A 20,503-nucleotide genomic window follows, 5' to 3' on the forward strand; every position below is an offset into this window, starting at 1 on the left:
ACGTCATGACCTCTTACAGCTAGGCTGGAGGCCATGCCCGTGAGGAACCGTCGCGCCGCCGCCCTGCCCGCCAAGCTCAGCCGCTCCTGGCTGCTGGTCAACGCGGCCACCCCCGACGCGTTCGCCCCCGCCCTGGCCTCCGAGGCCGACTCCGTCATCTTCGACCTCGAGGCCGCCGTGCCGGAGGAGCAGAAGGACGCGGCCCGCCAGCACGTCGTGGACGCCCTCTCCGGCGGCATGACTGCGTGGGTGCGCATCTCCGCGACCTCCACGGACCACTGGCAGCGGGACCTCGAGGCGCTCACGGGTCTCGACGGCGTGCGCGGCGTCGTGCTGGCCGAGACCGAGGAGCCGGAGCAGGTCACGTTCACCGCCATGCGGCTGCGCGCCGGCACCCCGGTGATCGCCCTGCTGGAGTCCGCCCTGGGCATCGAGAACGCCACGGCCGTGGCCAAGGCGCCGGGCACGTTCCGTCTCGCCTTCGGCGTGAACGACTTCCGCAAGGACGTCGGCGTCGGCGAGGACCCGCTGGCCATGGCCTACGCCCGCTCCCGCATGGTGATCGCCTCCCGCGTGGGCGGTCTGCCCGGGGCGATCGACGGACCGCCCGGCAACACGGACGGTGAGGACGCGGTCATCGAGTCCAGCGTCGTCACCGCCTCGATGGGCATGACCGGCCGCCTCGTCCTGAACCGGGATCAGGTGGACTGGGTCAACCGGGCGATGTCCCCGTCCGAGGACGAGCTTGCGTGGGCCCGCGACCTGCTCGAGAAGCACGCGCAGGGCGCCGCCGTCGGCGACGGTTCGTACCTGCCCCGCGTGCTGCGCGCCCAGAAGATCGCGGACCTCGCGGACTCGTACGGGCTCTGGAACGCGTGAGCACGGCCGGGGCGCGCGCATGAGTCCCCGCACCGACGGGTGGCTCCGCCCATGATGGCGTGGATCGACGGGCTGCCGCTGCTGTGGTCCATCGGGTTCTTCTGGATGCTGGCGATCCTGCGCACCCTGATCGTGTTCTCGCTCGGGCGGGGGCTGGCCTCCGGCGTCGAGCGGACCCGCTGGTTCGCCCGCGTGATGGAGGGGCCCGTCTATGTCCGGGCCCAGCGCTTCATCCAGCGCCACGGGGTGTGGGCCATCCCGTTCTGCTACCTCACGGTGGGCATCCAGACGGCGGTGATCGGCTCCGCCGGCGTCGCCCGCATGCCCTGGCGCCGGTTCCTGCCGGCGGCCGCGCTCGGCACGTTCCTGTGGGGCGTGGTGTACGGGACCGTCGGGATGGCCGTGGTGTGGGCCGTCATCGGCGCGGCGCTCGGAGAGGGCCGGGGTGTCCTCGCCCTCGTGCTGATTCTCGCGGCCGTGGCTGCGTTCGTCGTGTGGCGCCGACGCCGCACGCTGCGCCGGCACGGGGCCGGGTGACGTCGTCGTCCGTGACGCGGGCCGGGCTTCGCCGCCGGGGGACTAGAGTTGACCGCGTCTTCGCCCCGGCCAGCCGCCCCGCGGCCGGGGCCGCCACCCCTTCGGAAGGACCACCATGAGCGACGAGCGCGCCCGCAGCTTCTCCGCCTCCACCGCCTCCGCCGCCGACGACGGCGCCCGCGGCACCGGCACGACCCGCGTCAAGCGCGGCCTGGCGGACATGATGAAGGGCGGCGTGATCATGGACGTCGTCAACGCGGAGCAGGCGCGCATCGCCGAGGATGCCGGCGCCGTGGCCGTCATGGCGCTCGAGCGGGTCCCGGCCGACATCCGCGCCCAGGGCGGCGTGGCCCGCATGTCCGACCCCGACCTGATCGACGGCATCGTCGAGGCGGTGTCCATCCCCGTGATGGCCAAGGCGCGCATCGGCCACTTCGTGGAGGCCCAGGTGCTGCAGGCGCTCAAGGTGGACTTCATCGACGAGTCCGAGGTGCTCTCCCCGGCGGATTACGTGAACCACATCGACAAGTGGGACTTCGACGTGCCCTTCGTGTGCGGCGCCACCAACCTCGGCGAGGCCCTGCGCCGCATCACCGAGGGTGCGGCCATGATCCGGTCCAAGGGCGAGGCCGGCACCGGCGACGTCTCCGAGGCCGTGAAGCACATCCGCACCATCCGCAAGGAGATCGCCCAGCTCCAGGGCCTGGCCCAGGATGAGCTGTACGTGGCCGCGAAGGAGCTGCGGGCGCCGTACGAGCTGGTGCGCGAGGTCGCCGAGACCGGCACCCTGCCCGTCGTGATGTTCACCGCCGGCGGTGTGGCCACCCCGGCCGACGCGGCCCTGATGATGCAGATGGGCGCCGACGGCGTGTTCGTGGGCTCCGGCATCTTCAAGTCCGGCAACCCGGCCGAGCGCGCCCGCGCCATCGTCAAGGCCACCGCCCAGTTCGACGACCCGATGGCGGTCGCCGAGGCCTCCCGCGGCCTGGGCGAGGCCATGGTGGGCATCAACGTGGGCGACCTGCCCGCCCCGCACCGCCTGGCCGAGCGCGGCTGGTGAGTCCACAGAAGACCGTCGGCGTGTTCGCCCTCCAGGGCGACGTGCGGGAGCACGTGCACGTGCTCGAGGCCCTCGGCGCGCGCACGCGCCCGGTGCGCCGCCCCGCGGACCTCGAGGGTCTGGACGGCATCGTGCTGCCCGGCGGCGAGTCCTCCGTGATGGACCGCCTCGCCCGGATCATGGGGCTGAAGGACCCGCTCATCGCCGCCCTCCGCGACGGCCTGCCCGCCTACGGCACGTGCGCGGGGCTGATCATGCTGGCCCGGGAGATCCGCAACCCGGCGCCGGATCAGGGCGGGCTCGGCGTGCTGGACGTGGCCGTGCGGCGCAACGCCTTCGGCGCGCAGGTCGACTCGTTCGAGGAGGACCTGGACGTCCCCGCGGTCGCGGCGGAGCCGGTGCACGCCGTGTTCATCCGCGCCCCCGCCGTCCTCCAGGCGGGGGAGGGCGTCGAGGTCCTGGCGAGCGTGCCGACGTCGCGTCTGTCCGTGCCCGCGGCGGAACCGGGGCTCGACGGCGACGCGCGGCTGCCCGTGGCCGTGCGGCAGGGCCACCTGCTCGCCACGGCCTTCCACCCTGAGGTGACCGGCGACTGGTCGTTCCACCGGGCGTTCCTCGCGGGGCTCTGAGCGGCCGGCCGGCCCCGCGCGCGACGGGCGCGGGGCTCAGGCCTCCGCGAGCACCTCGGAGGTGACGCGGACGTCCTTCTGGGGGTCCAGGCCGAGCTCGTCGGCCACGGCCGTGGCGACGGAGGGCAGGGTGAGCGCGCCGTCGTGGGCGTTGAGGCCGCCGGCGAAGCCCTCGTCCGCGGCCAGCGCCGCACGCCATCCGAGGTCGGCGATGCGCTTGATGCAGGGCAGCGTCGCGTTGGTCAGGGCCGAGGTGGAGGTCTGGGGCACGGCGCCGGGCATGTTGGAGACGCAGTAGTAGATCTTGTCCCCCACGAGGTACGTCGGGTCCTGGTGGGTGGTGGCCCGCGAGTTCTCGAAGCAGCCGCCCTGGTCGATCGCGATGTCCACCAGCACCGAGCCGGGCCGCATGGACTCCACCATCTCGGCGGTCACCAGCTTCGGGGCCGCGGCGCCGGGGATCAGCACGGAGCCGATCACGAGGTCCGCGTCCGCCACGGTCTCACCGATGTTCAGGTGGGACGAGGCCAGCGTGCGGATCCGGCCCTGGTGGACGGCGTCCAGCTGCGCGAGCCGCTCGAGGGAGATGTCCAGGACGGTCACGTCCGCGCCCATGCCCGCGGCGATCACGGCCGCCGCCTCGCCGGCCACCCCTCCGCCGATCACGGCCACCCGGGCGCGGCGGGTGCCGGGCACGCCGCCCATCAGCACGCCCGAGCCGCCCTGCGGCTGGAGGAGGTGGTAGGCGCCCGCGGCGGGGGCCAGGCGGCCGGCCACCTGGCTCATGGGGGCCAGCAGCGGCAGGGAGCGGCCGCGGGTGACCGTCTCGTAGGCGATCGCCGTCGTGCCGGCGTCCAGGATCGCCCGCGTGCACGCGGGGGAGGCGGCCAGGTGCAGATAGGTGAAGAGGACCTGGCCGCGGCGCAGGCGACCGTACTCCTCCGGCTGCGGCTCCTTGACCTTGAGGACCAGCTCGGCGCGCTCCCAGAGCTCGTCGACGTCGTCGACCAGCTCGGCGCCGGCGTCGCGGTAGTCCTGGTCCGAGGCGCCGGAGCCGGCGCCGGCCCCCGACTGCACGAGGACCTGGTGGCCCGCTCGCACCAGCTCCTGGACCCCGCCCTGCGTCAGGGCCACACGGAACTCGTTGTTCTTCACTTCGGTGGGCACGGCGACCAACATGCGGCGAATCTAGCCCATCCGGCACGTTCCAGCGAGGGCGCGGGGGCCGCTGCGCGATCGCCCATGCATACGTCACCGCGGTGCCCGTCCCGTCATACTGGTGCGGTGACTCCCGCGCTGATCTCCCTCGTGGCCGTGCTCCTGCTCCTGGTGGGGCTGGTGGGCACCGTGTACCCCGTCCTGCCCGGCTCGCTGCTCAACCTCGTGACGGCTCTCGGCTGGGCCGCGCTGCTGGGCTCCCCCGCGTCCTGGACGTTCGGCGTCATCGCGGCCGGTCTCGCCGTGGCGGGGCTGAGCGCGTCCGCGGTGCTGACCGGCCGACGGCTGCGACGTGAACGCGTCACCCGCGGCCCGATCCTGTGGGGGGTGGCCGGCGCCGCCGTCGGGTTCTTCGTGATCCCGGTGGTGGGTCTGTTCCTCGGCTTCGCCGTCGGCCTGTTCGCCTCCCAGTGGGCCCGCACCCGGGACGCCCGGGCCGCCCTGAGCAGCTCGATCGGCGCGCTCACGGCCATGGGCATGGGCATGCTCGTGGAGTTCTGCTGCGCGCTGGGCTCGCTGACCGCCGTGGGCGTGGGCGCCCTGGTGCACGGCCTCACCGCCTGAACCGCCGGAGCCGTCCGTCCGGCGGGACCCCGCGCGCGCCGGATCCTTCGCCGGCTCAGCCGCCGGCGGGCACCCTGCCGGCCTGGGCGAGGGCGGCGAAGCCGAGGACGTGCTCCCGCAGCTCCTGCGCGGCCGCCCGGCCGTCCCCGGCGGCGGAGGCGGCGAGGATCCGCCGATGGTCGGCCTGCAGGCCGGCGCGCACGGCGGGCCAGTCGGACAGCCCGGCCACGGTCTCGGTCACGTAGCCGATGGTCGCCTGGCGCAGGGAGTCCAGCATCATCGCCGTCACGACGTTCCCGCCCAGGGTGGCCAGCCGCACATGGAACTCGGTGTCGAGCAGGTGGAAGTCCTCTTCCGGCAGCGCGGGGTCGTCCATCCGGTCCAGCAGGGTTTCCACCTCGGCCAGGACGGCGACGCTCTCGGGGTCGCCGGAGGTGGCGGCGGCCGCCTGCGCCGCATCGGTCTCGAGGAGCACGCGCGCGGCGACGACGTCGGCCATCGGCAGGGACCGGGTGGCGATGTGCAGGCGCAGCGCCCAGCCCAGCGCCGCGGACGGCTCGGAGACGACGACGGCCCCCGAGTTCGGCCCGGAGCCGGCGCTGGCGCGGATCAGGCCCATGGCCTCGAGCATCCGGGTGGCCTCCCGCACGGACGCCCGGGAGATCCCGAAGCGTTCGGCCAGGGTGCGTTCGCCGGGCAGCTTGTCCCCCACGACCACGGCGCCGGAGCGCAGCTCGGCCTCGAGCCAGTCGAGCACGATGGTGTAGGCGGGGGCAGCGGTCATGGACGGACCTTCCGAGGGGGCGGGGCGGCGACCCGAGGGGGCGGGGCGGCGACCGTCCATCCTACCGACGGACGCCGCCCCGCTCGGGTGGTGCAGGCGGTCAGCCCGCCGCCGGCAGCATCCACGCCAGCACGTTGGACTGCAGGTACACGAGCGTGCACACCGCCAGCAGGAGCACGAGCGACCACACCACCACGCGGCGCAGGATCTCGGACTCCCGGCCCTCCATGCCGACCGCCGTCGCGGCGATCGCCAGGGACTGCGGGGAGATCATCTTGCCCACGACGCCGCCGGAGGTGTTGGCGGCCACCAGCAGGGCCGGATCGGCGCCGATGTTCGTGGCGGCGGTCTGCTGCAGGGTGGAGAACAGCGCGTTCGCGGAGGTGTCCGAACCGGTCACGGCGGTGCCGAGCCAGCCGAGCACCGGGGACAGGAACACGAAGGCCGCGCCCAGGCCGGCCACCCACGTGCCCATGGCGACCGTCTGGCCCGAGAAGTTCATGACGTAGGCCAGGGAGAGCACGATCACGATCGTCAGGGCGGACCAGCGCATGCGGGCGAAGCAGCGGCCGATCTCGGCGATCGCGTTCCCCACCGAGAGCGGGAACCGGCCGTCGTGGTCGAACCGGGAGTAGACCACGGCCATGATCAGGCCGGCGATCAGCAGCAGCGTGCCGGGGGAGGCCAGCCACTCGAACTTGTACACGGTGCTCGCCAGGGGCGCGCCGGAGGCGTCGACGAGGTGCCCGTCGAGCCCGGGCCACGGGATCTTCGCGGTGGCGGAGTTCAGGGCCGCGGTGATCGAGGGGACCAGCTTGGCCAGGGCGAACACGGCCACGACCACGATGTAGGGCAGCACGGCCATGAAGATCCGGCCGGGGGTGAGGTCCTGCGCCGCCGCGCGGGCGGGGGCGTCGAGGCGCTGGCGGGCCTCCTCGGCGCCCCGCGGCCGCCAGAAGCGCAGCAGCAGGACGGCGGCGGCGAGGGAGACCAGGGAGGCCACGACGTCGGTGAGCTCGTAGGAGAAGTAGGTCGAGGCCAGCCAGATGGCGACGGCGAAGCTCGCGCCGATCACGATCAGTGCCGGCCACGTCTGCCGCACGCCGCGCAGCCCGTCGATGATGAACACGAGCAGGAACGGCACGAACACGGCCACGAACGGGGCCTGGTGGCCGACGATCGCGCCGATGTGCGTGGCGGGGATGCCGGTGAGCGTGCCCGCGGTGGTGATGGGGGTGCCCACGGCGCCGAAGGCCACGGGCGCGGTGTTCGCCAGCAGCACGGCGGTGGCCGCCCGCAGCGGGGGCACACCCAGGCCGAGCACCATGGTGGCCGTGATGGCCACGGGGGCGCCGAAGCCGGCGAGGGCCTCGAGCAGGCCGCCGAAGCAGAACGCGATGAGCACGGCCTGGATGCGGATGTCTCCGCCGCCGAGCGAGTCGAAGATCGCGCGCATGTCGTCGAATCGCCCGGAGAGCACGGTGACCTGGTAGAACCACAGCGCCATCACGACGATCCAGACGATCGGGAACAGGCCGAAGGTCGCTCCCTGGGCGGCGGCCAGCGCCGCCAGGTGGGCCGGCATGTGGAAGCCCAGCACGGCCACGAGCAGGGCCACCACGAGCGCGGCGAGCCCCGACTGCCAGGCCTTGAGGCGCAGACCGAGGAGGGTGGCGAAGAACGTCAGCAGGGGCAGGACGCCGAGCGCGGCGGAGAGCGCGACGCTGCCGGCGGCATCGGGGGTGGGGGTGAAGGTGTGCACGGGGGTCTCCCGGTGGGCGAGGGGACGGGGCGGGATCCGGTCGGGCCGGTGATGGTCGGACCACTGTGGTCAGACCAAGGAGCGTACTGTGAGGGCGGTCACCTCGCAAGCGGCTGGCATGATATGGTCTGACCACTACGGCACCCGTGTGCTGCGGCACCGCACGGCGCCCCAGGCGCCCCGTCCGGAACGGAGACCGGCATGAGAATCGCCCTGTTCGCCACGTGCATCGTGGACGCGATGTACCCCAAGGTGGCCCTCGCCACCGTCCGCATCCTCGAGCGGCTCGGCCATGAGGTCGTCTTCCCGCCCGGCCAGGTCTGCTGCTCGCAGATGCACGTCAACAGCGGATACATGGAGGACGCCCTGCCCGTCGTGCGCAACCACGTCCGCACCTTCATGAAGGCCGACTACGACCTCGCCGTCGCCCCCTCCGCCTCCTGCGTGGCCTCGCTCGGCCACCAGCAGCCGGACGTCGCCCGCTCCGGCGGGGACGAGGGTCTGGCCCGCGACGCCGAGGTCGTCGCCTCCCGCACCCTCGAGCTGTCGCAGCTGCTCACGGACGTCCTCGGGGTGACGGACGCCGGGGCCCAGCTCGGCTCCTGGTTCCCGCACACCGTGACCTACCACCCCTCCTGCCACGGCATGCGCCTGCTGCGCCTGGGCTCGCGCCAGGAGGACCTGCTGCGCACCGTCGCGGACATCGACCTGCGCCCGCTGCCGGACGCCGAGGAGTGCTGCGGCTTCGGCGGCACCTTCTCCCTGAAGAACCCGGACGTCTCCGCCGCCATCGCGGAGGAGAAGATCGAGAAGGTCACCGCGTCCGGCGCCTCCCTCTGCACGGGCGGCGACGCGTCCTGCCTGCTCCACCTGGACGGGGCCATGCACCGTCGAGAGGCGCGCGGCCAGGACGGCCGCCCGCTGCGCACCGTGCACCTCGCCGAGATCCTCGCGGCCACCCGGGAGAACCCGCTCGAGGTCGACGGCCCCGTCGAACTGTCCATCCCCGCGTCCGCCGGCGCCCGCCGCGGACCGTCCGCCCGTGTTGAGGAGGCCCGCCGATGAGCACCGCACCCACCCGCGTGCGCCTGGGAATGCCCACCGTCCGCCCCGTCCACGGCGAGGGCGAGATCCTGCTGAACACCCCGTTCCCCGAGTCTGCCCGCGAGCAGCTGGGGAACGGCCAGATGCGCGCCAACATCCGCCGGGCCACGCACACCATCCGTGCCAAGCGTGCCGGCGTCGTCGAGGAGCTGCCGGACTGGCAGGAGCTGCGCGCCGCCGGCTCCGCGCTGAAGCAGTCCGTCATGGCGGACCTGCCCGCGCTCCTGGAGCGGCTCGAGTCCGAGGTCACCGCGCGCGGCGGCGTCGTGCACTGGGCCCGGGACGCGGCCGAGGCCAACCGCATCATCACGGAGCTCGTCACCGCCAAGGGCGTGGACGAGGTGATCAAGGTCAAGTCCATGGCCACCCAGGAGATCGGCCTGGACGCCGCGCTCGAGCATGCCGGCGTGGCCGCCGTCGAGACGGACCTGGCCGAGCTCATCGTCCAGCTCGGCCACGACCGGCCCAGCCACATCCTCGTCCCGGCGATCCATCGCAATCGCCGGGAGATCCGGGACATCTTCCTCCGGGAGATGCCGGAGACGGACGAGAGCCTCACCTCCGAGCCGGCCGACCTGGCCGAGGCCGCACGCCGACACCTGCGCGAGAAGTTCCTGAGCACGAAGGTGGCGATCTCCGGGGCGAACTTCGGCGTCGCCGAGACGGGCACGCTCTCCGTCGTCGAGTCGGAGGGCAACGGCCGCATGTGCCTGACCCTGCCGGAGACGCTGATCACCGTGATGGGCATCGAGAAGCTCGTGCCCACCTTCGAGGACCTCGAGGTGTTCCTGCAGCTGCTGCCGCGCTCGTCCACGGGCGAGCGGATGAACCCGTACACCTCCATGTGGACGGGCGTCACCGAGGGCGACGGTCCCCAGGAGTTCCACCTGGTCCTGCTGGACAACGGCCGCTCCGCGGTGCTGTCCGACCCGAAGGGCCGTTCCGCGCTGCACTGCATCCGCTGCTCGGCGTGCATGAACGTGTGCCCCGTGTACGAGCAGACCGGCGGCCACGCCTACGGCTCGGTCTACCCGGGCCCGATCGGCGCGATCCTCTCCCCGCAGCTCACCGGTGTGGACGCGGGGGAGAACGGCACCCTGCCCTACGCCTCCACGCTGTGCGGGGCGTGCTACGACGTGTGCCCCGTGGCCATCGACATCCCCTCGATCCTCATCCACCTCCGGGACGAGGACGTGCAGGCCACCCACGCCGCCCGGAAGGCCCTGCGCACGGAGAAGGACGCCGCTGCCGGCCCCCTGGCCCGCGCCAAGGCGGCGGTGGAGTCCGTCACGCCCTCGCAGATGGACGTGGCGATGAAGGGCGCCTCCGTGGTGATGTCCTCGGGTCGGCGCATGTCGCTGGCCGAGCGGGGCCTGGGGCTGGGCCGGGTCGCGGCCGGGCCAGACCGGGTGCTCGGCTGGCTGCCGGGCATCGCCGGCGGGTGGACCGACGAGCGTGACGTGCCGGCGCCCCCGCGGGAGTCCTTCCGCAACTGGTGGGCCCGCCACAAGGGTGAGACCGAGCACCGGACCGCCCTGGACGGCGTCGCCGGGCTGGACCGCCAGGAGGACGAGCAGGTCGAGGAGGGCGGACGATGAGCGAGGCGAAGGCCGAGATCCTGCGGCGCATCCGCGAGGCGACGGCGGACGGGCCGGTCGCGGACCCGGTGCAGCGCACCTACCGGCGGACCTCCTCCCGGGACCGGGCCGAGGTGGTGGAGATGCTGCGCGATCGGCTGATCGACTACCGGGCCTCCGTGCGGGACGAGACCGAGGAGACGGTGGCTGCGGCCATCGCCGAGCTGCTCGGCCCGGACGCCCGGTACGTGGTGCCGGCCGGTCTGGAGCCGGACTGGCTCCCCGCGGACTCGCGCGGGGCCGGCCGGGAGCGCATCACGGAGCCCGCGGTGGGTCACACGGGGGAGCGGGCCGCGGTCCGCGGCGCCCACGACGGCGAGCGCGAGCCCCTCAGCGTGGACGCGCTGAACGAGGTGGACGCGGTGGTGACGTCCTCGACGGTCTCCTGCGCGGAGACCGGGACGATCTTCCTCAGCGGCCGCCCGGACGAGGGCCGCCGGGCGATCACCCTGGTCCCGGACCACCACGTGTGCATCGTGCCGCTGGACTCTGTGGTGGAGCTCTTCCCGGAGGCGCTGGCCCGCGTGGAGGCGACGGCGCCGATCACCATGATCTCCGGTCCCTCGGCCACGAGCGACATCGAGCTCGAGCGCGTCGAAGGCGTGCACGGGCCGCGCCGCCTGGACGTGATCCTGCTCGACCGCGCTCGCTGACGCGGGCGCGGTCGGGCAGGGGAGCGAGCGGGTCAGGCCCCCTCGACGACGGCGCCGCCGGCGCGGCCCGTCTCGAGGTGGGCCTGACGCTCCCGCACGCCGCCGTACAGGGCGACGAACAGCAGCGCGAGACCGGCGGTCACGAGCATGTGGCCGAGCCCGGCGATGCCCGGGATGGCGGCCGAGGTCTCGGCGGGCGTCAGGCCGAAGACCGCGTTGAGGGCGAGGACCACCACGGCCACGGTCAGCCCCCGGCGGATGCCTCAGATGATCGAGCGGCCCTCGCGGCGGGCCGCGGCCCAGTCGGCGACGAAGCCGCGGGCGATCGAGACGAGGACGGCCAGCACGAGGACGGGCCACATCAGGACGTACAGGGTCAGACCGACGGTCATGCGGATGCTCCTTGCGAGTCGGTGGACGGGGGATCAGGACACGGGGGCCGAGGCGCGCTCGACCTGCGGCAGGTCCTCGGTCGCGGGGTCGAAGTCGCCGGTCACGCGCGCGATCCGGTCGAAGTCGAAGTCCTGCCCGGAGCGGACGGACAGCCCCCAGCACACGAGGAAGGACACGGCGTAGGCCACGAGCGAGCCCGTGAGGGTGGCGTAGTCCCGCAGGAAGCCGTAGCCGAGGAACAGCATCACGACCGAGGCGATCGCGCCGACCACGACCGCCGGACGCAGGCCGAAGAAGCCGAAGCACATGATGCCCAGCACGACGCCCACGCCGAGGATCGCGAGGGTCTCCACCACGAACGCCCAGGCGCCCTCGAGCGGGATCCACTCGAAGCGCACGGGCAGGAACACGGCCAGCGCGGCGAGCACGGACACCGTGAACGCGACGTTGGTGATCCTGCCCCAGTAGAAGGACGCGATCACGGGGAACACGAGGCAGCCCCACAGGGCGCCCACGAAGACCAGCAGGTCGAGGATGTCGAACTTGGCGGTGGCGAAGTACAGGGCCGCCGCCGTCGCCACGATCATGGTGATGCGGCCGATCAGCAGCATGGTCTTCGGGTCGGCGTTCTGGCGGCCGACCGACTGGCCGTAGACGTCCGTCATCACGATCGACGAGAGGGCGGACAGGTCCGAGTCGGCGGTGGAGGACAGCGAGCCGATGATCATCAGGAACGCCAGGGCCACGAGCGCCAGCGGCAGGTGGTCGGCGACCATCTGCGGCAGGAGGTTGTTGACGTCGCCGTCGAGCGGCTCGACGCCCAGGTAGAGCGCCATGACGCCGAGCATGCCGACGCCGATCACGGTGCCGCCGTAGCCGAGGGTGGCCGTGATGAAGGTGGGCTTGATGAGGTCCTCACGCACGGCGAAGAGGCGCTGGGCGATGGTCTGGTTGCCGATCGCGTAGGCCAGCACGGCGGCGATGTACGGCGCCCCCTGGTTCATGAACGCCTCGGAGGAGAAGAAGCTCTGCTGCTGGGCCGTGACGTGGCCGGCCTCGACGCCGGCCTGGAACATGCCCGGGCCGCCCGCGGCGAAGAACACGGCGGGGATGATGACGACGGTCGCGCCGAGCATGGCCATCACCTGCGCGAAGTCGGTGAGCACGGAGGCGCGGAAGCCGGACCACAGGGTGTACAGCAGCACGCCCGCGGCCACGATCAGGATGCCCGCGCCGAAGGACAGCGGGGACAGCAGGGAGATCAGGGCGCCGCCGGCGATGAAGTTGGAGGTCAGGGAGATGACGGAGCCGAGCACGTTGGAACCGGCCAGCATGAGCTGCGACGAGCGGCCGTGCCGGGCGTACATCACCTCGGCGAGGGTGTGGGCGCGCGGCGCGACCGCGCGGATGCGGCGGCCGAACGGGTAGATGAACAGGATCATCAGGGCGCCCCAGAGGCCGTAGTGGAGGGGGCCGGAGACGCCGTACGTGTAGCCGGCGGTCACGGAGGCGTACATGGAGGCGGCCCAGATCCAGGTGGCCGTCATGGAGGCGGCGGACACGCCGAAGCCGATCCGATTGCCGGCCGTCATGTAGGCGTCGGCGTTCTCCTTCTTCTTGGAGATGGCCACGGACATGATCATGGTCCCGCCGTAGAACAGCGCGACGAGCAGGATCACCCCGATCACGCCGAGCTGGGTCAGGGATGCTGCGTCCTGGGAGGGCGGCATCGGACTTCCTTTCGCACGAGTGACTGTGGACGTCCCGATCCCCCGGCGCGGTCCGGTCAGGGCACGGCTCCACAGGGCGGAAGGTGGCGTACCGATCACGTCGCGGCCAGGGGGCCGGGGAGGTGGAGGGCATCCCGCCGGGTCCCGAGTCCACGAACGGCGAGCTCTCTGCTCAAGCCATCGCGGTCCCTCGGCCCTGGGCGGCGCTGTCAACACCGGCATCCTGGCGGAACGAGCCCACCCGGATGGCGCGATCATCACATGATCGGCGCAGAAATGGCAAAAACATAGAGCCTTTTCAGCAGGGCGGGGACCATGAGTGCCCGGCGCAGAAGCCGGACAGAATGGGCGGATGACCGTTCCTTCCGGCTCCCCGGCCGCTCCCTCCGCCCCCGCTTCCCCACGACGGCGCCGCGCCCTGGCGGCGGCGCTGGCCGTCGCCGTCGCGGTGCAGCTGGTGGTGCTGTACCTGCCGGGCGAGCAGGTGCCGGAGGCCGGGTTCACCGTGCCGGGACTGGACAAGGCGATCCACGTGGCCGTGTTCGCGCTGCCCGCGTTCCTCGCCGTGTGGCGGGGGCGGAGCGCGTGGTGGGCGCTGCCGTTCGCGGTGCACGCGCCGGTGAGCGAGCTCGTGCAGCACGCGTGGGTGCCGCTGCGGACGGGGGACCCGGTGGACGACGTCGCGGACCTGGCGGGTGTGGTGCTCGGCGTGCTCGCCGCGTGGAGTCGCCGGATTGGAGGATCGGGGGCGGCGGGCGTATGATGTTCGGGTGCGCTCCCGCGGGAGGGCATGACCTGGGGCTATAGCTCAGTTGGTAGAGCGTTTCGTTCGCAATGAAAAGGTCAGGGGTTCAATTCCCCTTAGCTCCACGGGCCGTCCCGGTCCGCGATCCTCGAGGTCGCGGGCCGGGACTTTCTCGTGACGGGGGCGTGTGCGTTTGCCCTGCCCTCACCCCCGGGAGGGGGGCCGGCGCTTCCGGGGGGACCCGCCGGGTGTCTACAGTGCCGGGGTACGTCAGCGCGGACGTGATGCGGTCGTGTCACCGCAGGTCAGTCGCGCTTCTGCCGCCCCGCACGGGGCCGTTCGGCCCGGCCCGGGCCGGGAAGGGGACGCCGATGCGCATCAGCGTGCTCACCCACATGCTCCACCCCATTCGTTCGCCCTACGAGGGCGGGCTGGAGATGCACACGGCCATGACCGTGGAGCACCTCGTGCGCCGGGGCCACGACGTCACCGTCTACGCGCGGGAGGGCACCCGGCTGCCGGGCGACGTCGTCGCCGTGCTGCCCGCCGAGGGCGCCGGCCCGGGCCGCGCGGGCGCCCGCGTGCGCGAGGAGGCCGCCCGCCGGGCCTGCGCGCTGATCCTCGACGACGACTCCGACGCCGTCCTGAACAACTCCCTCTCCCCGGCGCCGCTCGAGCTGCTGCGCGCCCGCCCCATGGTCACCGTCCTGCACACGCCGGCCACGCTGGCGGAGGTGCTGGCCGTCGTCGACGCCCCGGACTGGACGGCCCCCCACCACCACCGGTGGGCCTCGGTGTCCGCGTCGAACGCGCTGGCCTGGCAGCACCGGCTGCCCCGGGTGGACGTGGTGCCCAACGGGATCGAGCTGCACCACTGGGTCTCCGACGCCGTCCCCGTGCGTGGCCGCGCCGTGTGGTCGGGCCGGATCACGGCGGAGAAGGGCCTGCACGTGGCGATCGACGCCGCCCGGATCGCGGGCATGGAGCTGCACTTCGCCGGGCCGATCTCGGACGAGGAGTACCACGCCCGGGAGGTCGTGCCGCGGCTCGGCCCGGACACCGTCTACCACGGCCACCTCGACCACCACGCGCTGCCGCACATGCTCGCCACGGGCGAGGTCTTCCTGGCCACGCCCCTGTGGGCCGAGCCGTTCGGGCTCGCCGTGGTGGAGGCCATGGCGCTCGGCGTGCCGGTGGCCGCGCTGCTCAGCGGCGCGATGGGGGAGATCGTCGCCCCGCAGGCCGGCGCACTGGCCGTGCACCACACGGCGCAGGAGCTCGCGGTCTCGATCCGTCACGCCCGCCGCAAGGACCGGGGACGCGTGCGCGCGTGGGCCTGCCGGTTCAGCGCGGAGACCATGGTGGAGGGCTACGTGGACCTGCTCGAGCAGGCCGCCGAGGACGCCCGTGACCTCGCCGCCGCCGAGGACGCGTACGGGTTCGACCCGCAGGGGGTCCCGCGCCCGTCCGCCGATGCGGCGGACCTGGAGTCCCTCTGATGGCTCCGGCCCGCAGGCGGGTCCTCTACTACGCCCACCAGCACGGGGCGGGGCACCTGCGGCACGCCGCCGGCCTGGCGTCGACCGGGGCGTTCGACGTGACGGTCGTGACCGCCCACCCCCGGGCGGCCGAACTGCTGCCCGCGGACGTCCCCGTCATCCCGCTGCCCTCGGACCTCGTGCCCGGCCACCAGCAGCCGGCCCGCTCACCCCTGCACTGGTCCCCGGTGGGGACCGAGATCCGGGCGCGCTTCGACGCCCTCCACGCGGCGGCGCAACGGGTGGACCCGGACGTGTGCGTGGTGGACGTGTCCGTGGAGGCGGCCCTGTTCCTGCGCCTGGCGGGCTGGCCCGTGCTGCACCGCCGCATGCACGGCGAGCGCACCGACCCCGCGCACGCCCTCGTCTACGCCGAGGCCGACGGCCTCTTCGCCCACTACGCCGCCGAGCTCGAGGTCCCCGCCTGGCGCGCCGCCCACGCGGACCGGGTCACCTACCTCGGGGTCGCGGACGTCACCGGCCGGCTCGGCACCCGCACCACGACGACGTCGACGGCCCGCGCCGCCCCGCGCGTCGCCGTGATCGCCGGGACGGGCGGCGGCGGGGTGCGGGCAGCGGACCTGGCCCGGGCGGCGTCCGCCGTGCCGGAGGCGACGTGGGAGGTGTACGGCCCGATCGCCGGGGTGGGCGAGCCGGAGGCGCCGGGCGGGCTCGCGGCGGAGGCGATGCCCGCCACTGTGACGCTGCACGGCTGGGTCCAGGCGCCGGCCCGCCGGGCCGCGGACGCCGACGTCGTGGTGGTCTCGGCCGGGCACAACGCCGTGGTGGACGCCGCCCGCTCCGGCCGCCCCGTGGTGCTCGCCCCCGAGCCGCGGCCGTTCGACGAGCAGCGCGTGTTCGTCCGCGAGATCCACCGGGCCGCGGGCGTGCCGTGGTGCGCGTGGGAGGACCCGGACGCGGACTGGGCCGGCGCGGTGCGCGGCGCCCTCGCGGACCCGGCCGCCGCCGATCGGCTCGCGGGCCTGCTGCTCGTGGCGCCGGACGAGTACCGGCGGCGCTGGGAGGCGGCGATCGAGGGCGCCCTGGGCTGAGCCCCGATCGCCCCCGGCGCGTCGCCCCTCAGTACGCGGCGTCGTCGCGGCGGGCGGCCGTCAGCTCCGCCTCCGTGGGGTGACGCAGCAGCTCGAGCCGCTCGCCCTCGGGGTCCCACGCGATCAGCCCCGCGTCCGCGAACGCGCGCAGCCACCCCTCCATGGCCCATCGGCCGTGCACCTGCCGGAAGCGGCGGGCGTTGACCAGGATGTCCTCGAGGTGGTGCAGCGGCGGGGTCATCACGCCGTGGTGCTGGTGGAACGCCTCGGCGGGGCTGAACCGCAGCGTCAGGCCGGCGTCGCGGGCGCGGAAGGCCAGGTCCGTGTCCTCGGCGCCGTAGCCGGTGAAGCCCGCGTCGAAACCGCCGATGCGGGCCAGGTCCGCGCGCCGCAGCGCCAGGATCAGCGTCCACACGAGGTGCCACTCGTCCGAGGGGCCGGCGGTCAGGTGCGCGCGCGCCCGGTGGGGCACGGAGAGGCGGCGCAGCAGGGCGTCGGCGCGATGCGAGGTCAGGTCGGCCTCCCCGACGTCGCGGGTCCAGCCCGGCCGCAGGTAGCGGGGCCGGCCCATCACCACGGACCCGGGGTGGGCCGCGACCTCGGTGGCCAGCACGCCGACGGTCTCGGCGGCCGGGATGCAGTCCACGTCGAGGAAGACGAGGATCTCGCCGGTGGCGAGCTCGGCCGCGCGGTTGCGGGCCTGCGCCAGGGGCAGCCCGGCGTCGGCGGCCACGTGCCCCACCGTGATGGGCAGGTCCGTGGCCGGGACGCGCCCGTCCGGCTGGCCCATGAACACCACGACCACCTGGTCCGGGCGGCGGTGGGAGCGTTCCAGCCCGGCGATCACGCGGGCCAGGTGCTCGTCCCGGTGCCCCGTGATGACCAGCACGGACACGCTCGGCAGCGCCCCGCGCGCCCGGGCGAGGGCCTCGCGGTAGACCGCCACGTGGGCGGCCGCCACGCGACGACGCTGCCGGGCCCGGGCGGCCGGGTCGGCGGGGGCCGTGCGCGCGCGGGCGCGCACCAGCGTCTCGAGCGCGTCGGCGAGGGAGTCGGGATCCTCCGGGTCGAACGCGGCGAGCGAGTCGGGGCTCAACCAGGCGCCGGACTGGTCCGCGATGTGCCCGATGTCCGCGACGGCCACCGGCACCCCCAGGTCCCGGCACATCTCCACCCAGCCCGAGTGGGTGCCGATGCGGTACGGCAGCACGGACACGTCCACGTCGCGCAGCAGCGCGTGCAGGGCGGGGTCGTCGAGCCGGTCGTGCTGCCACAGCTCGAAGCCGTGGTGGGCACAGCCCGCGCGCAGCGCGGCCAGGGCGTCCTCGTCCTGCACGGTGTCCTGGACCTCCACGGTCACCCGCGCGTCGACACCGCGCTCGGCCAGCGTCCCGACGGCGGCGGCGAGCACCGGCAGCAGCGCCACCGGGGCCACCTGGGCCCGCAGGTCCTTGGCGTGCACCAGCAGGCGGGCGGGGGCGGCCGCGCCGTCGCCGTCATCGGACGCGTCGGGGGGCAGCGCGCCGGGGGCGTCGTCGTCGCCCTGCGCCACGAGGTCCTCGAGCGGGACGATGTGCGGGTGGGGGACCACGAGGGCGCGCACGCCGTAGTCGCGGGCGAGGGTCGCCGCGGCGCCGGGGGTGAGCGTGAGCACGGCGTCCGCGCGGCCCAGCAGCACGGCCAGGCGGTCCCGGTGGGGGCCCTGGTCCGTCAGGTGCGGGTTCTCGAGGTCGTGCACGGTCACGACGACGGCGCCCCCGTGCGCGTGCTGCGCGTCCAGGGCGGCGGCCAGCTGGGCGGGGCTGAAGTGCTCGAAGCCGAAGTGCACGTGCAGCACGTCCGGGCGGTGCTCGGCCAGCCACTCCGCGCGCAGGGCCCGGGGCGGCCACCACTGGTGCGCGGGCGCGCCCGGCACCGGCGGGTCCGGCAGGAACTCCACGTCCGGCGCGGCGCCCGGGTCGAGGGGGCGGATCGCGCGGGTGTACGGGTGCTGCGCGGGCACGTGCTGGACGGTGATGCTCACGGGGGAGGGCCTCCTGACCTGGGGATGCGATGCCGCGCGGGCGGCGTGTCCCCGTCCCGGGTCGGGGGTCGCGGAATCTAGTCTGTCAGGGCAGGATCGGAGAATCGGAGCAGCGGCATCCTGTCCGTTCCGGCGCGCCGCCGCGTCGAGGAGCGCCGCCGCAGGTGAAGGGGATCGTGGACGTGGACTCGCAGCCGCAGGGACGTGTGCTGTACGTGACCGTGGGCGCGCCGGAGCACGGCGTGGTGCGCCATGGCCGGCAGACCGCCGCCGCCCTCCGTCGGGCGGGCGCCGAGGTGGAGCTGCTCACGGCAGAGGACGTCGCGGCGTTCCGGGGCCTCGTGCCCCTGCTGGAGGAGGCGCGCGCGCTGGGCGCCGCCGTGCACCTGGACGTCACGGACGCGCTGTTCGGCCCCACCGCGACCGCCGCCGCGGACCTGCTCGTCGACGTCCTGCCCGAGGGCACCACGCTCACCCTGCACGACATCCCGCAGCCCGCCGAGGGCGACGGCCGCTACCGCCGCCGCGGCGAGGCATACGCGCGGCTCGCCCAGGCGGTGGACGGCGTCGTGGTCTCCTCGCAGCACGAGCGGGCGCTGCTGGCGGACCTGGTGGACGTGGCCGCGGACGTGGTCCCGCTGCCCGTGGAGGACCGCCGGGCCGCGGCCGCCCGCGCCGAGCCGGTGGTGCCGGAGAGCATGGCCGGCCTCGACCGGGACCTCGTGCTCTTCGGCTTCGTCTACCCGGGCAAGGGGCACGCCCTCGCCCTGGAGGCCCTCACCGAGCTGCACCGCCAGTGGGGCCCGGACTCCGGGGCGCCGCGCCGGCTGACGGCGCTCGGACCCGTCAGCATCGGGCATGACGACCTCGTGGCGGAGCTGACCCGCGACGCCGAGGCGCGCGGCCTGGAGTTCCGCGTCACCGGGTTCGTGCCGGACGAGTTCGCGGACGCGGCCCTGCTCTCGGCGGGCATCCCGTTCGCGGCGCACCGCAACGTGTCCGCGTCCGGGTCCCTGGCGGCGTGGACCTCGGTGGGGCGGCGGGCCATCGCCTCCGCCGGCCGCTACACGGAGGAGATGGAGCGCCTGCGCCCGGGCACCCTGCGGCTCGTGCACCCCAACGGGTCGCCGGCCTTCGCGCTGGCCGAGGCGATCGCCGAGGCGGTCGAGGACCCCGAGCGCACGTGGCTCGACCCCGCCGTGGACCTCTCGCCCGGGGCCGAGGACTGCGCGCGGATGCTCTTCGACGTGCTCCGCCGCGTGCACAGGTGGACGTGAGCGCTGCCGTCTCCGTGGTGGTGCCCTACTACCGGGCCCAGGCGGACCTCGACCGGCTCACGGCCGCGCTCGCGGCCCAGCGCGGCCTGACCGGCGGGCTGCAGCTCGTGGTGGCCGACGACGGCTCGCCCGTCCCGCCCCGGGTGGACCCGGGCCTGCCGTTCGACGTGGTGACCGTGCGCCAGCCGGACCGCGGGTTCCGCGCCTCGGCGGCCCGGGCGCTCGGGGCGGAGGCGGCCGACGGCGACGTGCTCGCCTTCCTCGACGGGGACATGCTCCCCGAGCCCGGGTACCTCGCCGCGGCCCTGGCGGCGGTGGCCGAGGCGCCCCGGGACGCCGCGGTGGTGGGCCGGCGGCGGCACCTGGCCGAGGCCTGGCTGGAACGGGCCTGGGCGCACGGATGGCGGCCCGGGGACGAGGTGCCGGAGAGCTCCCGCCTGGCCGAGCCGGCCTGGCTGGGTGACGGGTACCGCGCCACGGACGACCTGCGCCGCGCCGACTCCACCGGCTACCGGTACGTCATCTCGGCCGTGCTCACGGTGGCGCGCGAGATCTACGAGGACGCCGGCGGCTTCGACCCCGCCTTCGTGGGCTACGGCGGGGAGGACTGGGAGCTGGCGCACCGGCTGTGGCGCGTGGGGGCGGCCCTGCACCACGCGCCGGACGCCGTGGCGTGGCAGGCCGGCGCCGACTTCGGCGGGCGCGGCGACGCCGCCGAGGCCGCCCGGGTGAAGGCCCGCGAGGCGCTCGTGCTGGCCTCCCGCATCCCCGCGACGACGGCCCGCGGCCACGGCCTGTCCCTGGCCGGCCCGCTGCGAATCGAGGCGCGCGTGCGGGTGCCGGAGGGCGCGGACGGCGCGGCGGCGGCCGTGGTGGCGGTGGACGCCGTGCTGCGCGCGGCGCCGGGGGCGCGGGTCC

Annotated in this window: 20 protein-coding genes and 1 tRNA gene; 14 read left to right on the top strand and 7 right to left on the bottom strand. The window is 74.4% G+C overall.

The annotated features are described in order from the left end of the window. The first annotated feature begins 33 nt into the window (after window positions 1-33). The 4 genes from SJ20_RS02140 (at window position 34) to pdxT (ending at window position 3,105) form a co-directional block, all read left to right on the top strand. Complete coding sequence (locus SJ20_RS02140; protein WP_044658790.1) at window positions 34-879, top strand: CoA ester lyase; 846 nt, start codon at window positions 34-36, stop codon at window positions 877-879. Between the two features lie 51 nt (window positions 880-930). After that, window positions 931-1,416 (top strand): DedA family protein, encoded by a 486-nt coding sequence (locus tag SJ20_RS02145; RefSeq protein WP_041102620.1) that lies wholly within the window; start codon window positions 931-933, stop codon window positions 1,414-1,416. Between the two features lie 115 nt (window positions 1,417-1,531). After that, entirely contained in the window at window positions 1,532-2,476 is a 945-nt protein-coding gene (gene pdxS, locus SJ20_RS02150) for a pyridoxal 5'-phosphate synthase lyase subunit PdxS (protein WP_044658791.1), read from the top strand. Further along, on the top strand, window positions 2,473-3,105 hold the full coding sequence (gene pdxT, locus SJ20_RS02155; protein ID WP_200891082.1) for a pyridoxal 5'-phosphate synthase glutaminase subunit PdxT: 633 nt from the start codon (window positions 2,473-2,475) through the stop codon (window positions 3,103-3,105). Before pdxS ends, pdxT begins: the two co-directional genes overlap by 4 nt. A gap of 36 nt (window positions 3,106-3,141) precedes the next feature. On the opposite strand, the gene ald is transcribed toward pdxT, so the two are convergent. Then, window positions 3,142-4,284: an alanine dehydrogenase gene (gene ald / locus SJ20_RS02160; RefSeq protein WP_044658793.1), complete on the bottom strand. Its 1,143-nt coding sequence runs from the start codon at window positions 4,282-4,284 to the stop codon at window positions 3,142-3,144. Between the two features lie 105 nt (window positions 4,285-4,389). Between ald and SJ20_RS02165 the strand changes: the two genes are divergently transcribed. Continuing rightward, entirely contained in the window at window positions 4,390-4,887 is a 498-nt protein-coding gene (locus tag SJ20_RS02165; protein ID WP_044658794.1) for a DUF456 domain-containing protein, read from the top strand. Between the two features lie 55 nt (window positions 4,888-4,942). On the opposite strand, the gene SJ20_RS02170 is transcribed toward SJ20_RS02165, so the two are convergent. Together SJ20_RS02170 and SJ20_RS02175 are read right to left on the bottom strand one after the other, a co-directional pair. After that, window positions 4,943-5,671 carry a FadR/GntR family transcriptional regulator gene (locus tag SJ20_RS02170; RefSeq protein WP_002857917.1) on the bottom strand — a complete coding sequence of 243 codons (729 nt, stop codon included), beginning with the start codon at window positions 5,669-5,671 and terminating at the stop codon, window positions 4,943-4,945. A gap of 100 nt (window positions 5,672-5,771) precedes the next feature. Further along, window positions 5,772-7,433: an L-lactate permease gene (locus SJ20_RS02175; RefSeq protein WP_002857918.1), complete on the bottom strand. Its 1,662-nt coding sequence runs from the start codon at window positions 7,431-7,433 to the stop codon at window positions 5,772-5,774. A gap of 201 nt (window positions 7,434-7,634) precedes the next feature. On the opposite strand from SJ20_RS02175, the gene SJ20_RS02180 reads away from it, so the two are divergent. The 3 genes from SJ20_RS02180 to SJ20_RS02190 are packed head-to-tail and all read left to right on the top strand — an operon-like array spanning window position 7,635 to window position 10,827. Continuing rightward, complete coding sequence (locus tag SJ20_RS02180; protein ID WP_036339657.1) at window positions 7,635-8,498, top strand: (Fe-S)-binding protein; 864 nt, start codon at window positions 7,635-7,637, stop codon at window positions 8,496-8,498. Then, window positions 8,495-10,135, top strand: coding sequence for a LutB/LldF family L-lactate oxidation iron-sulfur protein (locus tag SJ20_RS02185; protein ID WP_044658795.1), 1,641 nt, complete (start codon window positions 8,495-8,497; stop codon window positions 10,133-10,135). Before SJ20_RS02180 ends, SJ20_RS02185 begins: the two co-directional genes overlap by 4 nt. Further along, complete coding sequence (locus tag SJ20_RS02190) at window positions 10,132-10,827, top strand: LUD domain-containing protein (protein WP_044658796.1); 696 nt, start codon at window positions 10,132-10,134, stop codon at window positions 10,825-10,827. Before SJ20_RS02185 ends, SJ20_RS02190 begins: the two co-directional genes overlap by 4 nt. A 32-nt stretch (window positions 10,828-10,859) precedes the next feature. Here SJ20_RS02190 and SJ20_RS02195 read toward each other — a convergent pair whose 3' ends face one another. Genes SJ20_RS02195 through SJ20_RS02205 form a run of 3 tightly spaced genes read right to left on the bottom strand, consistent with a single transcriptional unit; the run spans window position 10,860 to window position 12,950 of the window. Then, window positions 10,860-11,069 carry a hypothetical protein gene (locus SJ20_RS02195; protein WP_052833422.1) on the bottom strand — a complete coding sequence of 70 codons (210 nt, stop codon included), beginning with the start codon at window positions 11,067-11,069 and terminating at the stop codon, window positions 10,860-10,862. Between the two features lie 21 nt (window positions 11,070-11,090). Then, a complete protein-coding gene (locus SJ20_RS12115; RefSeq protein WP_036383231.1) occupies window positions 11,091-11,219 on the bottom strand; it encodes a putative transporter small subunit in 129 nt (42 codons plus the stop codon). 33 nt (window positions 11,220-11,252) lie between these two features. Beyond that, on the bottom strand, window positions 11,253-12,950 hold the full coding sequence (locus SJ20_RS02205) for a sodium:solute symporter family protein (protein ID WP_044658797.1): 1,698 nt from the start codon (window positions 12,948-12,950) through the stop codon (window positions 11,253-11,255). 352 nt (window positions 12,951-13,302) lie between these two features. On the opposite strand from SJ20_RS02205, the gene SJ20_RS02210 reads away from it, so the two are divergent. From SJ20_RS02210 to SJ20_RS02225, 4 genes are all read left to right on the top strand, one after another. Beyond that, window positions 13,303-13,713, top strand: coding sequence for a hypothetical protein (locus tag SJ20_RS02210; protein ID WP_044658798.1), 411 nt, complete (start codon window positions 13,303-13,305; stop codon window positions 13,711-13,713). 34 nt (window positions 13,714-13,747) lie between these two features. Further along, a tRNA-Ala gene (locus SJ20_RS02215) sits at window positions 13,748-13,820 on the top strand. Between the two features lie 246 nt (window positions 13,821-14,066). Further along, a complete protein-coding gene (locus SJ20_RS02220) occupies window positions 14,067-15,194 on the top strand; it encodes a glycosyltransferase (protein ID WP_044658799.1) in 1,128 nt (375 codons plus the stop codon). Continuing rightward, window positions 15,194-16,285 carry a glycosyl transferase gene (locus SJ20_RS02225; protein WP_044658800.1) on the top strand — a complete coding sequence of 364 codons (1,092 nt, stop codon included), beginning with the start codon at window positions 15,194-15,196 and terminating at the stop codon, window positions 16,283-16,285. Before SJ20_RS02220 ends, SJ20_RS02225 begins: the two co-directional genes overlap by 1 nt. 28 nt (window positions 16,286-16,313) lie before the next feature. Here the strand turns inward: SJ20_RS02225 and SJ20_RS02230 are convergent, their stop codons facing one another. Beyond that, the gene (locus SJ20_RS02230) at window positions 16,314-18,308 is read right to left on the bottom strand and encodes a glycosyltransferase (protein WP_044658801.1); all 1,995 of its coding nucleotides are present in this window, start codon (window positions 18,306-18,308) and stop codon (window positions 16,314-16,316) included. A 164-nt stretch (window positions 18,309-18,472) separates the two neighbouring features. Here SJ20_RS02230 and SJ20_RS02235 point away from each other — a divergent pair, with 164 nt between their 5' ends. Both SJ20_RS02235 and SJ20_RS02240 read left to right on the top strand, forming a co-directional pair. Further along, window positions 18,473-19,585, top strand: a complete 1,113-nt coding sequence (locus SJ20_RS02235; RefSeq protein ID WP_044658802.1) for a hypothetical protein — start codon at window positions 18,473-18,475, stop codon at window positions 19,583-19,585. Beyond that, on the top strand, window positions 19,582-20,503 hold a 922-nt coding region (locus tag SJ20_RS02240; RefSeq protein WP_235281222.1), incomplete at its 3' end, for a glycosyltransferase. The genes SJ20_RS02235 and SJ20_RS02240, both read left to right, overlap by 4 nt.

Source organism: Micrococcus sp. MS-ASIII-49, from assembly GCF_000946635.1.
GTDB classification, from domain to species: domain Bacteria; phylum Actinomycetota; class Actinomycetes; order Actinomycetales; family Micrococcaceae; genus Micrococcus; species Micrococcus luteus.

Coding starts and splice junctions, on each gene's coding strand:
- SJ20_RS02140 (WP_044658790.1), top strand. CDS start 34: ATGCCCGTGAGGAACCGTCGCGCCGCCGCCCTGCCCGCCAAGCTCAGC.
- SJ20_RS02145 (WP_041102620.1), top strand. CDS start 931: ATGATGGCGTGGATCGACGGGCTGCCGCTGCTGTGGTCCATCGGGTTC.
- pdxS (WP_044658791.1), top strand. CDS start 1,532: ATGAGCGACGAGCGCGCCCGCAGCTTCTCCGCCTCCACCGCCTCCGCC.
- ald (WP_044658793.1), bottom strand. CDS start 4,284: ATGTTGGTCGCCGTGCCCACCGAAGTGAAGAACAACGAGTTCCGTGTG.
- SJ20_RS02170 (WP_002857917.1), bottom strand. CDS start 5,671: ATGACCGCTGCCCCCGCCTACACCATCGTGCTCGACTGGCTCGAGGCC.
- SJ20_RS02180 (WP_036339657.1), top strand. CDS start 7,635: ATGAGAATCGCCCTGTTCGCCACGTGCATCGTGGACGCGATGTACCCC.
- SJ20_RS02185 (WP_044658795.1), top strand. CDS start 8,495: ATGAGCACCGCACCCACCCGCGTGCGCCTGGGAATGCCCACCGTCCGC.
- SJ20_RS02190 (WP_044658796.1), top strand. CDS start 10,132: ATGAGCGAGGCGAAGGCCGAGATCCTGCGGCGCATCCGCGAGGCGACG.
- SJ20_RS12115 (WP_036383231.1), bottom strand. CDS start 11,219: ATGACCGTCGGTCTGACCCTGTACGTCCTGATGTGGCCCGTCCTCGTG.
- SJ20_RS02205 (WP_044658797.1), bottom strand. CDS start 12,950: ATGCCGCCCTCCCAGGACGCAGCATCCCTGACCCAGCTCGGCGTGATC.
- SJ20_RS02210 (WP_044658798.1), top strand. CDS start 13,303: ATGACCGTTCCTTCCGGCTCCCCGGCCGCTCCCTCCGCCCCCGCTTCC.
- SJ20_RS02220 (WP_044658799.1), top strand. CDS start 14,067: ATGCGCATCAGCGTGCTCACCCACATGCTCCACCCCATTCGTTCGCCC.
- SJ20_RS02225 (WP_044658800.1), top strand. CDS start 15,194: ATGGCTCCGGCCCGCAGGCGGGTCCTCTACTACGCCCACCAGCACGGG.